Annotated in this window: 13 protein-coding genes; 5 read left to right on the top strand and 8 right to left on the bottom strand. The window is 74.7% G+C overall.

The features are described 5' to 3' along the window. Positions 1-95: 95 nt before the first annotated feature. The 4 genes from ACGFYY_RS11975 to ACGFYY_RS11960 form a co-directional block, all read right to left on the bottom strand. Entirely contained in the window at positions 96-536 is a 441-nt protein-coding gene (locus ACGFYY_RS11975; protein WP_393708611.1) for an SRPBCC family protein, read from the bottom strand. A 41-nt stretch (positions 537-577) separates the two neighbouring features. After that, entirely contained in the window at positions 578-1,981 is a 1,404-nt protein-coding gene (locus ACGFYY_RS11970; protein ID WP_393708609.1) for an amino acid permease, read from the bottom strand. Positions 1,982-2,056: 75 nt separating this feature from the next. Beyond that, complete coding sequence (locus ACGFYY_RS11965; protein WP_393708607.1) at positions 2,057-4,237, bottom strand: phage holin family protein; 2,181 nt, start codon at positions 4,235-4,237, stop codon at positions 2,057-2,059. Positions 4,238-4,431: 194 nt separating this feature from the next. Next, a complete protein-coding gene (locus ACGFYY_RS11960) occupies positions 4,432-4,836 on the bottom strand; it encodes a hypothetical protein (protein WP_393708605.1) in 405 nt (134 codons plus the stop codon). A gap of 129 nt (positions 4,837-4,965) precedes the next feature. Between ACGFYY_RS11960 and ACGFYY_RS11955 the strand changes: the two genes are divergently transcribed. Both ACGFYY_RS11955 and ACGFYY_RS11950 read left to right on the top strand, forming a co-directional pair. After that, the gene (locus tag ACGFYY_RS11955) at positions 4,966-5,742 is read left to right on the top strand and encodes an MBL fold metallo-hydrolase (protein ID WP_393708603.1); all 777 of its coding nucleotides are present in this window, start codon (positions 4,966-4,968) and stop codon (positions 5,740-5,742) included. Then, a complete protein-coding gene (locus ACGFYY_RS11950; protein ID WP_393708601.1) occupies positions 5,739-6,368 on the top strand; it encodes a DedA family protein in 630 nt (209 codons plus the stop codon). Before ACGFYY_RS11955 ends, ACGFYY_RS11950 begins: the two co-directional genes overlap by 4 nt. 67 nt (positions 6,369-6,435) lie before the next feature. Here ACGFYY_RS11950 and ACGFYY_RS11945 read toward each other — a convergent pair whose 3' ends face one another. Beyond that, the gene (locus ACGFYY_RS11945) at positions 6,436-7,374 is read right to left on the bottom strand and encodes an SMP-30/gluconolactonase/LRE family protein (protein WP_393708930.1); all 939 of its coding nucleotides are present in this window, start codon (positions 7,372-7,374) and stop codon (positions 6,436-6,438) included. 270 nt (positions 7,375-7,644) lie between these two features. On the opposite strand from ACGFYY_RS11945, the gene ACGFYY_RS11940 reads away from it, so the two are divergent. Then, entirely contained in the window at positions 7,645-8,106 is a 462-nt protein-coding gene (locus tag ACGFYY_RS11940) for a MarR family transcriptional regulator (protein ID WP_393708599.1), read from the top strand. 53 nt (positions 8,107-8,159) lie between these two features. On the opposite strand, the gene ACGFYY_RS11935 is transcribed toward ACGFYY_RS11940, so the two are convergent. Together ACGFYY_RS11935 and ACGFYY_RS11930 are read right to left on the bottom strand one after the other, a co-directional pair. Then, on the bottom strand, positions 8,160-9,386 hold the full coding sequence (locus ACGFYY_RS11935; protein ID WP_393708597.1) for an aminotransferase class I/II-fold pyridoxal phosphate-dependent enzyme: 1,227 nt from the start codon (positions 9,384-9,386) through the stop codon (positions 8,160-8,162). A gap of 168 nt (positions 9,387-9,554) precedes the next feature. Continuing rightward, positions 9,555-10,127 (bottom strand): TIGR03086 family metal-binding protein, encoded by a 573-nt coding sequence (locus ACGFYY_RS11930; RefSeq protein WP_393708595.1) that lies wholly within the window; start codon positions 10,125-10,127, stop codon positions 9,555-9,557. Between the two features lie 200 nt (positions 10,128-10,327). Here ACGFYY_RS11930 and ACGFYY_RS11925 point away from each other — a divergent pair, with 200 nt between their 5' ends. Both ACGFYY_RS11925 and ACGFYY_RS11920 read left to right on the top strand, forming a co-directional pair. Further along, on the top strand, positions 10,328-11,179 hold the full coding sequence (locus ACGFYY_RS11925) for a methyltransferase domain-containing protein (RefSeq protein WP_393708593.1): 852 nt from the start codon (positions 10,328-10,330) through the stop codon (positions 11,177-11,179). A gap of 90 nt (positions 11,180-11,269) precedes the next feature. Continuing rightward, positions 11,270-11,758: a hypothetical protein gene (locus tag ACGFYY_RS11920; protein ID WP_393708591.1), complete on the top strand. Its 489-nt coding sequence runs from the start codon at positions 11,270-11,272 to the stop codon at positions 11,756-11,758. Here ACGFYY_RS11920 and ACGFYY_RS11915 read toward each other — a convergent pair. Further along, positions 11,748-13,718, bottom strand: coding sequence for a DUF5107 domain-containing protein (locus ACGFYY_RS11915; protein ID WP_393708589.1), 1,971 nt, complete (start codon positions 13,716-13,718; stop codon positions 11,748-11,750). The genes ACGFYY_RS11920 and ACGFYY_RS11915 overlap by 11 nt on opposite strands. Between the last annotated feature and the right edge of the window lie 43 nt (positions 13,719-13,761).

The following is a 13,761-nucleotide window of genomic DNA, read 5'->3' as shown; positions in this document are numbered from 1 at the left end:
GGGGGTGTGGCGGGTGTGTGGTGCGGCCAGTGTCGCCGCACCGCACGGCCCGGGGCATCCGGTTTTCGCGCCCGGCCGCCGAGGCCTCCTCGGGATCAGGTCTCGAGGAGGTGCTTGAGCTTCTCCTCGCCCCGGGGCATCTCCTTGCGGACCATGGGCCGGACCACGAGGGGGACGAGGGCCCGGCCCACGCCGTGGCCCTCGAAGTCGACGTCCAGGGTGAGCCGGGAGCGGGCGCCGCCGTCGAGGGGTTCCACGGTGCCGCGCACGTCGGGTCGTACCGGTCCGTCGATCCCGTGCACGTGCCAGCTCCGCGGCGGGTCGAGTTCCACGAACTCCATGGTCGTGGGAACCCGCCGGCGGCCGATCTGCCGGGTGACGAGGATCCTCGAACCGACGTGCACGGGGAGATCGCCGATCGGGACGGCGGATACGGCGCTGTCCTGCCACTCCGGCAGGTGCGTGGGGTCCGTCAGGTACGCGTAGACGTCCTCGGGCCTGCGGTCGATGTCGATGCTCTTCCTCATCGCGGACATGATGGTTCCTTGGCGCCCCCTGGCCGGCCCCTTCTTCCACGCTACTCCGCGGGGGACGCGGCGGCGCGGTGCTTCCGGGCGGACATGGCCGCGTGGACGAGGACACCCGCGAAGAGGAAGAGCACGCCCTGGTAGACGGCCGCGTAGCCGGAGCCGGCGACCAGCCACATCGAGAAGCCGAAGGCGAGGGCGGCGAGGACTCCGTCGCGGGCCAGCCGGCCGGGGTGGACCCGCTCGCGCTGCCCGGAGAGCAGGAAGTGGATCTGCGCGGCGGTGGCCAGCAGGTAGGGCACCGTCGCCGTGAAGGTGGTGATCAGCACGAGGCTCTCGAAGACGCCTTGGCTGCCGGCCGTGTAGTTGTAGACGGTGAGGGCGGAGGCGAGGGCGACGGTGACGATCACGCCGACGACGGGGACGCCGCGCTTCTTCGTCTCGAAGGCCTTCGGGAAGAGCCCGTCCTTGGCGGCGGCGTACGGGGTCTGCGCGCTGAGCAGGGTCCAGCCGTTGAGGGCGCCGAGCATCGAGATCACGGCGGCGCAGGCGACCACGGTGCCGCCCCAGGTGCCGCCGGCCCCTCCGTCTGCGGAAAACATGGCGTTGACGGCGTCGGTGAAGGGGGCGGTGGAGGCGACCAGCCGGTCGTGGGCGACCAGGCCGAAGACGGCGACGGTACCGAGCAGGTACACGGTGGCGGCGCCGACCGTGCCGAGGACGGTGGCCCGGCCGACGTTGCGGGCCGGGTCGCGGACCTCGCCCGCGCTGACGGTGGCGGACTCGACGCCGAGGTAGCTGAAGAGCAGGATCGCCGCGGAGGCGGAGACGGCGCCGGCCGCGCTCTGGTCGGTGGCCCGGAAGGGGCCGAGGTTGGCGGGGTCGAAGAAGAACAGCCCGCCCACGGCGACCAGGAGCAGCGGGGCGAACTTCAGCACGGTGGCGACGACTTGGACCGCGCCGACGTAGCGGGTGCCCGCCAGGTTGGCGACGGCGGGGAGCCACTGGACGGCGAGGGCGGCCAGGCACATGGACCACTTGTGCTCGCCCACGGCGGGGAACAGCACCGTGAGGTAGCCGACGGCCGCCACGGCCAGGGCGGCGTTCGAGACCCAGGCGGTGATCCAGTAGCTCCAGGCGGCGAGGAAGCCGGCGAAGTCTCCGAAGGCGGCGCGGGCGTAGACGTAGGGGCCGCCGGTCCGCGGGTGACGTTCGGCGAGCCGGCCGAAGACCAGGGCGAGGGCGATCGCGCCGGCGGTGAGGACGGCGAAGGCGACGAGGCTGATGGTGCCGAAGGGGGCGACCGAGGCGGGGAGGAGAAAGATCCCGCCGCCGATGATGTTGCCCATGACCAGGCAGGTCGCCACGGGGAGGCCGAAGCGGCGTGCGTGGGGGTCGCGGCCGCGCCCGGGGGGTGCGGTGGCCTCGGCGGGCAGGGTTGCGGTGCTGGTCATCGGTGGTGCGCCTCTGGGTGTCTCACATGCTGGTCAGGTCAACACATGGTTGACCACCACGAATGCGGCACAAAATCAGCGGATTTCGTCCGGTGCGGGCACCCCTGCGGAAGGAAGGCCTCCGTCATTTCCGCCCCCGGGCGGGGTTTCCTCCATCGGCTGCCCCGCGGGCACGACCACCGTCTCCCCGGCCGCTCGGCCCACGGGTGCGGTCACCGCGTCGCCCGCCGGCGCGACCACCGGTACCTGCGGCCCGTCCGCCTCCCGCAACCAGCGCCGCAGCACGGCGTGCACCGCCTCCGCTCCGGCCGGCTCCGCGCCCGGGTCGGACAGTTCCGTGGGCCACATCAGGAACGGGTGCCCCTGCTCCCCGCCCAGCCCGCCGTGCGAGCCGATCTGCTCCTCGAAGGCGTGCACCGTGCCCGTCCGCGGGTCGTACGCCGAGTTCACCATCACGTCCGCCACGTGCGGGAAGGTGTCGGTCCGACGGACGGCCCGCGCCGCGCCCGGTCCGAAAGGAGCCAGCAGCTCCTCGGCCTCCCCCGGTACGTCCAGCCGGGCCGCCCGTCCACCCCGGCCCAGCACCACCCCGTCCACCAGCAGGAATCCCACCCCGGGATGGTTCGCGAGGGTGGCGAGCAGGGCGGGGTGCGCACGCTCGACGTCGGCCCGCGACGCCCGACCGACGATGTCCGGGAAGGAGATCAGGGCGAGGTTGCCCGAGGCCAGGACCACCGGATCGGAGCCCGGCCCCGGATGCGCTGCCTCCCCCTCCTCCTCCACCGGCCGGTGGAGCGCCGCGAGCACGGCCGCCCGGGCCTCGGCCCCGCTGCGGGTCCGGCCGGCCCGGCGCGAGACCGGCAGTCCGCAGCCCGCCCGGACGAGGTCCTCGAGGGTCAGCCCGTACCGTCCGAGGAAGGTCTCCCCCGGGCTCTGGCCGTGATCGGAGAGCAGCACGATCCGGTACCGGCGCGGCGCGTGCTCGGCGACCCGGGTGATCAGCGCGAGGCTGCGGTCCAGGCGCCGCAACACCCGGTCGGTGTCCCGGCCGCGCGGGCCCGAGTGGTGCGCGACCTCGTCGTAGGCCACCAGGTCGGCGTAGACCGCGGAGCGCCCGGCGAGCATGTCGCCGATCACGGCCGCGACGACCACGTCCCGTTCGACCACGGTCGCGAAGGCCCGGATCAACGGGTACAGCCCGCCGCGCGACACTCGCGGCCGGTCCCCGCGGATCCGCGCCCGCAGCGACTGGGCGATCTCCCGGACCACCTCGGTCACGAAGGACCCGGCCGTACGGACGGCGTTGGCCGGATCGGAGAAGTACGCGAAGTAGCCCGCGCGGGACCGGTTGGCCCGGCCCCGCCGGGCCGAGACCGACAGCACCAGCGCCAGCTGATCGGCGCCGCCGCTGAACAGGTTGCCCCGGCTCGCCCCGTCCAGCGTGAGCAGTCCGCCGTCCCCGGTGCGCCCGATGGCCCGCCGTTGCAGCTCGGCGGCGCTGGTCGGCCGGTTGCAGACCATCACCTCGCCGGTGTCCTTCTCGTACCAGCGGAAGGCGGGCACGTCGAAGTTGGAGCCGTGCAGGATCCCGAGCTGGCTGGCACCGGTCTGGCTCGACCAGTCCGTACGCCAGGAGCGGGCCCGGTGGCTGCCGTCCAGCAGGCCGGCGACGGTGGGCATCAACCCGTCGGCGCACGCGCGGCGCAACTCCTCGTACCCCAGCCCGTCCAGCTGGAGCATCAGCAGGCCCGGCGGTGCCTCGGCGCCCCGGGCCGGGTCCGCCCGGCCCTGCCTGCGGCGGCGCCGGTCGGCGAGGCGGTACAGGCGCCGCCGGTAGGCCTCGTCGTCGCGCACGGCGAGCGCGGTGGAAGTCGCCGACGCCACCGCGGACATCACGGCGGCGACGACCACCGCGGTCTCGGGAGCCACCTCGCCGCGGCCGTCCGGGATCAGGCTGAGCGCTATCAACAGGAGCGAGCCGTTGAGGAAGAAGACGAGCAGCCCGAGCACCAGGGCCGGCACCAGCAGCAGGGCCCGGACGAGCACCGGCCAGACCAACGCGCTCAACAGACCGAAGGCCCCGGCGGCCCACGCGGCGGTCAGCCCGATCCGCGTGACGCTGTCGCCGTCGTCGGACTGCAGTCGGAAGTCCGGCAGGATGCCGGCCAGGGCGAGCATCGTGAGGGTGGACACGGCCCACACCAGGAGCACCCGCACCAGGGCACTGCCCGCGGTCCGCCACCGTTCTCGCCCCACGCCGCCACCTCCCGCGAGCCCGCTCCCGCCTTCCAGGCTCGCACAGCCCGGCGCGCCCGGTCGGGCGACGGGGACGGCGCACAGGGGTTCGGAGCGGGCGGGTCAGGCGCCGGAAGCCAGGTGCCGACTGCCAGGGTCGCAGGGGCTTGGTGTCGAAGGCCTGGTGCCGGAGGCCCGGTGTGACGCGTCCGCGGTCAGGTGCCGTCGTAGCCGGCGGTCGGCATGGACAGCCGGCGGTGCACCTCGGCCTTCATCGCCGAGGTGTACCGGGGCTCCTCACCGCCGGCCGTCTCCAGCCGTACGCCGCGCCGCTCACACTCGGCGGTGAACTCCTCGACGGAGCGCAGGGCGCGGGCCAGCACCCGGGGGTTGGCGGCGACGAAGAGGTCGATTTGCCCGGTGTCGACGTCGGACCAGAGCCCGCAGTGGTCGGCGCGCAGCCCGTAGACGAGCAACTGCTTCGTCACGACGTAGCCCCGGTCGGCGGCCCAGCGCGCGCACATGGCGTGCTGGCCGCGGGTGTCCACGGCGAAGGGGTCGGCGTCGAGGTCTTCGAGCGGGGCCAGGCTGGTGATCGCGGCCACGCGCAACTCTTCCATGCCGCCGGACCCTACTCCGATACTCCCGCGTAGAGGAGGGGACGGCCGAGATCCGATTCCGAGCGGCCGCGCGGGGCAGACTCTAGGCTCGTGAACGAGGCGCGAGGGGCGCGAGGGAGGGAGGGCCGGGTGCCGGTGGAGATCACCTGGTGGGGTCATGCCACGTGCACCGTCGAGGACTCCGGGGTCCGGCTGCTCACGGACCCGCTGTTCGCCCGACGGCTCGCGCACCTGCGGCGGCGGCGCGGGGCGGTCCCCCCGCCCGAGGCGGCGGCGGCCGACGCGGTGTTGGTCTCCCATCTGCACGCCGACCACCTGCATCTGCCGTCGCTGGCGCGGCTCGCGCCCGGCACCCGGCTGCTCGTACCGCGCGGGGCGCGCCGGGCCGTGCCGGGGCTGGCGCGCGTCGCCGGGCTGCGCGGGCTGGCCGTGACGGAGCTGGTGCCGGGCGAGGAGGTACCCGTACGGGACGGCGTACGGGTCCGGGCGGTCGGCGCACGGCACGACGGGCGGCGGCTGCCGTTCGGGCCGCGCCTGTGCCCGGCGCTCGGGTACGTGGTGCGGGGCGCGGCGCGGACCTACTTCGCCGGGGACACCGGGCTGTTCGACACGATGGCCGAGGAGGTCGGACCGGTGGACGTGGCCCTGCTGCCGGTGGGCGGCTGGGGCCCCTACCTCGGCCCGGGGCACCTGGACGCGGGGCGGGCGGCGCAGGCGCTGGCCCGGCTGGCGCCCGCGGCGGCGGTTCCGGTGCACTACGGGACGTACTGGCCCGTCGGGATGGACGCGGTCCGACCGCACGAGTTCCACGCGCCGGGCGAGGAGTTCGAGCGGCTCGCGCGACTGCTGGCGCCCAAGGTGAACGTCCGGGTGCCGCGGCACGGCGAGCGGGTCCGGCTGCCGTGACCTGGCGCGAGCTCGCGGCGGCGGCCGGCCAGGTGCCGCCGGAGAGCACCCAGCAGGCAGTGGGATACCCGGCACTGTTCCTGCTGGTGGCGCTGGGTGCGCTGGTACCCGTTGTCCCGACGGGCGCACTGGTGAGTTCGGCGGCGGTGGTGGCCTTCCACCACCAGTCGCCGCCCTACGGGGTGCTGCTGGTGTTCGCCGTGTCGGCGGTGGCGGCGTTCACCGGGGACATGACCCTGTACTGGCTCGGGCAGCGCGGGGTGCGCTCACGGGGCGGCTCGCGCCGATCGGAGGCGCTGCGCCGCAGGGCCACGCCGGAGCGGCTGGAGCAGGCGCGGACGCGGCTCGACGAGCACGGGGTCCTGGTCCTGGTCCTGTCGCGGCTGGTCCCGGCGGGCCGGATCCCCGTGATGCTGGCCTGCCTCCTGGCGCAGATGCCGCTGCGCCGCTTCGCCCGCGGCGATGCCCCGGCGTGCCTGGCATGGGCGGCGACGTACGGCCTGATCGGCATCCTGGGCGGCACGCTCTTCGCGGAGCCCTGGAAGGGCGTGGCCCTGGCGGTCGGCCTGGCCCTCGCGATCAGCGCGGGGCCCCCGCTGTGGCGCCGGCTGTGGCCGAGGCCGTGAACCGACCCCGACCGACCCCGCCTGGCGCTACCCCTGCCCGCCGGCCCCGAGCGAGGCCCGCCGGGCGCTACCGGTCCGCGCCCGGTCCCGGTCGTGCGGCGGCCGGCGGGAAGGCGAGGCCCGTCGGCGTGTTGAGGCCCGTGAAGGGGAGCGTGGTCTGTCCGCCGCCCGTCTCGCGGACCCGTACCACCCGGTTGTTGAAGCCGTCGGCCACGTAGAGGCTGCCGGAGCCGTCGAGCGCGAGGCCGAGCGGGGAGTTGAGGCCGGTGACGGGCACGGTGCTCTGCGCGCCACCGCCCGCGGCCGACTTCACCACGCGGTTGTTGCCGCTGTCGGCGATGTAGAGGTCACCGGCGGCGTTCAGGGCCAGGCCGGTCGGCTGGGAGAGACCGGTGAGGGGGACGGTGCTCTGGCCGCTCCCGTCCACGGCCACCTTGACGACGCGGTCGTTGACGAAGTCGGAGACGTACAGTGTCCCGCCGGGCGCCCATGCCAGCCCCCAGGGGTGCAGCAGCCCGGTGGTGGGGACGGTCGTCCCGGGCCCGCCCCCGGCCGGCACCTTCACGATCCGGTCGTTGAAGCTGTCGGCGATGTAGAGGTTCCCGGCCGGGTCGACGGCGAGCCCCAGCGGGCGGGACAGGTCGACGGTGGGCACGACGGCCTGCTCACCGCCGTTCGGGGGCAGCACGAGGACGCGGTTGTTGCCGGTGTCGGAGACGTAGAGCCGGCCCGCGGCGTCCCAGGCCATGCCGGTGGGCCGCACCAGGCCGTCGAACGGGACGGTGTTCTGCTCGCCGCCGTCCAGGGGCAGGGACACCACCCGGTTGTTGCCGTAGTCGGACACGTACAGGGGCGGGCCCGCGGGTGACCGTACGTCGCCGGGCTGCGCGGCGCCCGCAGCGCCGGCGGGGAGCGCGCAGAGCATCAGCAGCGCCACCGCGGCGGCCAGCCGCCGGGGCCACCGCCGGGCGGTCGGCGCTGCTTGCGTTCCTGACTCGGCCGTCATGCGTTCCACGACTCACCCACCTGCTCCGGACGGTCGGCCGGCCCGGTGCCGACCCCCGCCGACCTTAGGAAGCGCCTGCTGCCGACGCGGGAGCCACGCCATGGGAACGGCCGTCGGCCACCCCGATGGCCCGGGAGGCGATCCGGAAGGGCGGGACGGGTTCCGCCGGGGCTGGACCTCAAGTGCGCTTGAGTTCATAGGGTCTTGTTCAACGCACCACATCGCACCGCATCGCATCACACCGCACAGCCGACGGGGAGTCGATCCGCCATGGAGTACTCGCACGACGACGCCGAACTGATCCGCCAGCCCATCGGCTACTGGAGCTGGGCCGCCTACGACGCGGTCGTGAACCGCACCCGAGCCGCCCTCGCCGAGCTCGGCACCACCCAGCCTCAGTGGTGGATCCTGGCCCGGGTCGCCCTGGCGGGCGACGAGATCAGGACCCGGGACGAGCTGACCGCGACCCTGCGGGGCTACCTCGCGGTGGGCGAGGAGGCCCTGTCCGAGGAGCTGGACACGACCATCGTCCGAGGCTGGATCACCCAGGACACCGAAGGACGCCTGGAACTGACCCCCGAGGGGCGGGAGTTCTACGACAAGGCCGCGACTCTGCAGGGTGACCTGTGGGACGAGCGGCACGCGGGGATCTCCGACGGGGAGTACCTGATCACCCTCAAGGTGCTCCAGCGCTTCGTCCACAACGTGGGCGGCCGGGCCTGGCACCACTGAGGCCCCGCACGGCGGACGGGGCGCACGGCGTACGCCGGACGGCGGCGGGGTGGTCAGGTCAGTCCGGCCAGGACCGCTTCGAGGCGGTCCAGGGAGTCGCGTACGTACGGCAGCGCGAGCGGATCACGGGCCGTGAGCGCCGCCAGTCGCTCCTGCGGGGTGGCGCCGAGCAACGGCCCCGTGGACAACCGCACGCGCAGCGCGCCCAGTTCGTCGGCGAAGCGCTGTCCGCCGGGCGTGGGCGCGCCGAGCCGGCCGCCGAGCCAGTCCTCCAACTCCATGGCGTCGGCCACTCCGTGCCGGGCGAGTCCCGCGCGCAGCGGGGTGAGGTCGGCGTACAGGTGCCGGCCGGCCTGCGGGGGCCGGGCCAGGGCCCCGGCCGCGAGCAGCCGTCGGTGCGCCTCGGCGGCGACCACGCCGTGCAGGGTGGCGGCGGCGTACGCGCGCCCGGCGACGGCGTCGGGTTCGTCAAGGGCGTGCGCGGCGGCCCCCGCGACGGGTCCGGCGACCATCGCTCCGGTGGCGGTGAGGACGTCGAGGGTACGGGCGCGGAGCCAGGTCCCGCGCGGGGTGTCGGGGAAGCGGGCGACGGCGGCCGGCCAACCGGCCGCCAGCATCGCCCCGGACAGGTCGACGAGGACGGCCGCCTGCTCGGGCAGCATCTCGGCGGGGCTCAGGACCAGGGTGTCGTGGGGGCGGTGGACGGTGTCGCGCCAGCTCTCGTCGCTGACGACGAACAGTCCGGCGGATTCGGCCGCCTCGCAGGCCTCGTGAACCATCTCGGGCGGCGGCACGGTCGCGGTGGGGTCGTCGGCGACGGACAGCAGCAGCACGCGCGGATCGCCGCCCTCGGCGCGCACCCGCCGTACCGTCTCCAGCAGGGCGTAGGGGTCGGGGACGCCGCCGCACTCGGCCGGGGTCGGCACGTGGTAGGCCCGCCGTCCCAGCAGCCGGACCTGCGGGGTCCACCAGGCGGGACAGGGCCGGGGCAGCATCACGTCTCCCCCGTACGCCCCGAGCAGGGCCAGGAGCAACGCGGGGGCTCCGGGTCCCGCGGCCACGCTCTCGGGGGAGGTCGGGAGCCCGCGCCGCCCCCAGTGCCGGCAGGCCGCCTCCCGTACGGCGTCGCCGCCGCCCGGGGGTTCGGGGGCGGCGCGTCCCGCGGCCGCGGCGAGGACGGAGACCAGTTCGGGGAGCACGGGCAGGCCGGGCTGGGGGGCGGGTGGGCCGTACCGGACCGGTCCGCGGCCCTCCGCCGCCGTGCGCTGTGTCCCCGCCACCGCGTACCGCCTTCCGCGCTCGCCCTGCCGGGCGCCCACCGGGCCCGACGCCCGGCGCCGTCTCACGACGCCCCGCCGGATCTGACCTTTATACGATCATTCGGGGCAGGGCGCCCGCTGTACGCCCGTCGTGCGCCTGTCGTGCGCCTGTGGTGCGCCTGTGGTGCGTCAGCCCTTGCGCCCGACCATCGCGAGGAGCCTGGTCTGCGCGTCCGCGCCCGCCGGGACCTCGACCGGCTCGGCGTAAGCACCACTGGCCGCGAGTCCGTCCGCGTACGGCATGATCTCCTTGATCGAGAACTCGACGAGACCGTCGGGCAACCGGTCCGCGGCACCGATCCCCCGGGCGAGGTCCCAGGTGTGCACCACACAGTCGGCGGTCAGCTCCGAGCAGTACGCGGATCCGAGCGCGGGTCCGTACGACAGCCGCACGCTCCGGTCCAGCGCGCCGGACGCGGCGAAGGCGGCGTGCGCGGCGGCCGAGGCCCGGTCCCAGGCCGCGACCGGGTCGTCGCCCAGCACGTCCCCGGCGAAACTGCCCGCCAGCTCCTCGACGGTCCGCCCGTCGGTGACCAGCGGGGGGATCCAGAGCTGCTCCGCGGTGACGTGATTGACCAGCTCCCGCACATTCCACTCCGCGCACGGGGTCGGTTCGCCCCACTGGTCGCCGCGGACGTCACGCACCCGTTCGCCGAAGAGCCTCAGCGCCTCGGCGTGCCGTTCGAGCAGCGTGTCCGTCATGACCCTCACCGCCCTCCGCCATGGAGATGTGTCCCCCTGCAGCCACTCTCCTCGCACCACCGGCGGCCTGCCACCGCCCCGCCCGGTCCCCATGGGACACGCACTCCCTGTCCACATGTCAAAACGGCTATCTCAGATGGCGAACTGATCGTCTACGGTGGGACCAACGCTTCGACGAGGAAACGAGGAGGGGGCCGGTCATGACCGCCGCCAGGGGAACCGCCGCCACGGAAGCCGCCGCCAAGGAGACCGCCGTGTACACGCACGGCCATCACGAGTCGGTGCTGCGCTCGCACCGCTGGCGCACCGCCGAGAACTCCGCCGCGTACCTGATCGGCGAGCTGCGCCCGGGGATGCGGGTGCTGGACGTCGGCTGCGGCCCGGGCACCATCACCGCGGACCTGGCGGAACGGGTCGCGCCGGGCGGCCGCGTCACCGCCGTCGACGCCGCCGAGGACGTCCTGGAACAGGCCCGCGCGCACGCCGCCGAACGCGGCCTGGGCGACGCCGTGTCCTTCGCCACCGCCGACGTCCACGCGCTGGACTTCCCGGACGACACCTTCGACGTGGTCCACGCCCACCAGGTGCTCCAGCACGTCGGTGACCCGGTGCGGGCGCTGCGCGAGATGCGGCGAGTGTGCCGGCCGGGCGGGATCGTGGCCGCGCGCGACGCCGACTACGCGGCGATGACCTGGTACCCGGCCGCGCCGGGCCTGGACGACTGGCTGGACCTGTACCGGCGGGTGGCCCGCGCCAACGGCGGCGAACCGGACGCGGGCCGCCACCTGCGGGCCTGGGCCCGGCAGGCCGGCTTCACGGACGTGACCTCCTCGGCGACCGCCTGGTGCTTCGCCACCCCGGAGGAGATCGCCTGGTGGTCGGCCCTGTGGGCGGACCGTACGCAGGCCTCCGCCTACGCGACCACCGCCACCGGGGGCGGACACGCGACGGCCGCGGAACTGGCGGCGCTCGCCGGGGCCTGGCGCGCCTGGGGCACGGAACCCGACGCGTGGTTCTCGGTCCTGAACGCCGAGATCCTGTGCCGGGTCTGACGCGGCAGGGGCTCGGCTGTGGAAGTGTCGGTGGCTTGATATAGCGTGCGCACGTCAATGAACGCGTCACGCACATCGGGGGACACACCCATGACCCAACCGCCGCAGCCGGGCACCAACCCGTACGCCCAGCCCGGACAGCCCGGCCCCTACGGACAGCCCGGCCCGTACGGTCAGCAGCCGCCGCAGGGACAGCAGCCCCAGCAGTGGTCCGCCCCGCAGCCGACCCAGCCGGCCCGCCGCGGAGGCATGGGCTTCCTGAAGATCCTCAAGATCATCGGTGTCGTGGCCGTCCTCATCGCCGTCGGCGTGGGCTACTTCCTGAGCCAGGACGACGCCGACCACGCCAAGGCCGGCGACTGCCTGAAGAACAACGGGACCCAGATCTCGCCCGACCTCCAGGTGGTCGAGTGCGGCGGCGCCACCGCCGAGTACAAGGTGGTCCAGGTGCACCAGGACACGCTGGACACCGCCAAGTGCGAGAACGTCTCCGACATCGGCTACCAGGAGCAGACCAGGGGCGGCCGGCGCTCTTCGGGCAAGCAGTTCGTGCTCTGCATCGACAAGATCAAGAAGTAGGCGGCCGCATCCGGAAGTCGTAGCGCGCGGGCAGCGGGCAGTCGGTGAGGCCGGCCCAGACCTCGGCGAGGGTCTCCTCACCCTCCCGTAGGTCCGGGAGTTCGAATCCGTCCTCGAAGACCCGACGGGCCGCCCGTACATGGCCCTCGGCCGCGAGGAGCCGGGCCGCGAGGAGCCGGAAGCGGCCCTGCTCACGCAGGGCGGGCCGCAGCCGGTCCCAGACGGCGCGGGCCTCGGGCAGCCGGCCCGCCGCGAGGAGGGCGGCCATCGCCTCCTGGCCGAGCGCCGACTCCGCGGCCGTCCACGGCTCGCCGCCGCGACTCTCCACGGCCAGGTCCTCGAAGGCCGCCGCGAACCCGTCGGCCGCCCGCGCCACGTCACCCGCCAGGGCGTCCGCCATCGCCAGGCAGCGCAGCAGCGGCCACCGCGAGGGGGCGAGCGCCAGCCCGCGCTCCCAGCTGCGTACCGCCTGGGCCACGTCCCCGGCATGCCACTGGGCCACGCCCAGGTGGTACTCCGTCAGCGGATCCGCCGGGGCCGTCTCCAGCATGTCCCGCCAGTGCGCGGCGACCAGGCTCGGCCCCGGCGGGACCACCCGGCGCGGGGCCGGCAGGACGCCCGTGCGCCAGAGCTGGAGCCACGGCTCCTGCTCCTCCCCGAGCAGCTCCTCCCCGAAGGGGGTGCCCGGCAGCTCGAAGCGCCCGCACAGCAGCTCCAGCGCGCCCCAGCCCGAGCCCTGGGCCAGCCGCTCCCCCGGCTCGGTGTCGGCGCTGCCGCGCCACGCCTCGTACGCCGCCTCCACCCGCTCCCGTGGCAGTACGGCGTCCAGCGCGCCCTCGGCCGCGCCGCGGGCCGCCGACCAGTCCGCGCCGTGCACCTGCGCCGGCTCCGCCGACAGCGGCCCGTACGCCTCCAGCCAGCTGAACTCCGCCCCGCCCTCCAGCCGTACGTGCTCCAGCTGGGTCCGGGCCAGCCCCGCCTGGATCTCCGCGTAACCGCCGGTGCCCGGCTCGGTCAGCCACTCCTGCCAGCGCCGGCCGCCACCGCCCGCGCCCCACACGAACAGCTTGCGCCCGCGCAGCCGCGCGGTGGAGGTCTGCACGAGACCGTGCCCGGCGGCGTCCAGGGCCGCGATCCAGGGCCGGGCCCCGGCCTGGACCTCGTAGAAGAAGTCGGCCGGGTACTCGCCGCGCAGCGGGTACGTACGGTCCGCTCCCTCCCACTCCGGTACGGGGATGCGGCGCAGCGCGCGCTCGTAGCCGAAGTGCCAGGCCTCGTCGGCGGGGGCGAGCACGCGGGTGCCCTCGTCCTCCGGGACGGCGATGTTGGACCACCAGTAGACGGGTGCGGGCCGCTCGTGCGGGTTGCGGACGCGGACGCCGACGTAGAGGAACTCCGAGTCCTCCGGCAGCCACAGGTCCACCTGGAAGGGCAGGTCGCGCAGGCGCTCCCATTCCCACAGCCGGACCATCACGCCCCCGTCGGGGGCGGGGACGAGCGCGGCGTGCACCGGGGCGCAGGACAGGGTGGTGTGCCCGGTCGCTCCGGTGTTCCACTCGATGCCGCCGGAGAACCAGGCGCCGTTGAGGGCGAAGTTGGCGGGCTGGAACACCGGGTTGCGGTAGAGGAGTTCGCGGCCGGTCGGCAGGTGCACGAGGGAGTGGACGCGCCCGCCGAGGCCCGGGAGCACGGTCACCCGCAGGTGGTCGTTCTCGATGACGATCGACTCGAACTCCCGCTCCGCGCGCTGCCGTCCGTACCCGTCGCGGATCCGTACGGGCAGCAGGGAACGCAGTGGCTCGTAGCCGATCTGCCGCGCCATGTCGCGCGGCATCCCTTCGCGCGCACGCTCGTCCAGGGTGTGCGCCTCGTCGGGCGCGCGCAGGGCGGGCAGCGGGTTGTCCGAGCCCAACGGGGCTGCGGGAAGGGTCAGTACGGCGCGGCGGACGGTGGTGGCCATGAAGGAAATGGAACACGCCACGGCGGCCGGTGCACAGGGGTTC

Source organism: Streptomyces sp. NPDC048331 (genome assembly GCF_043201215.1).
GTDB lineage: Bacteria > Actinomycetota > Actinomycetes > Streptomycetales > Streptomycetaceae > Streptomyces.
The sequence above is the reverse complement of the archived record's forward strand: the minus strand, read 5'-3'. Positions and strand labels throughout refer to the sequence as shown.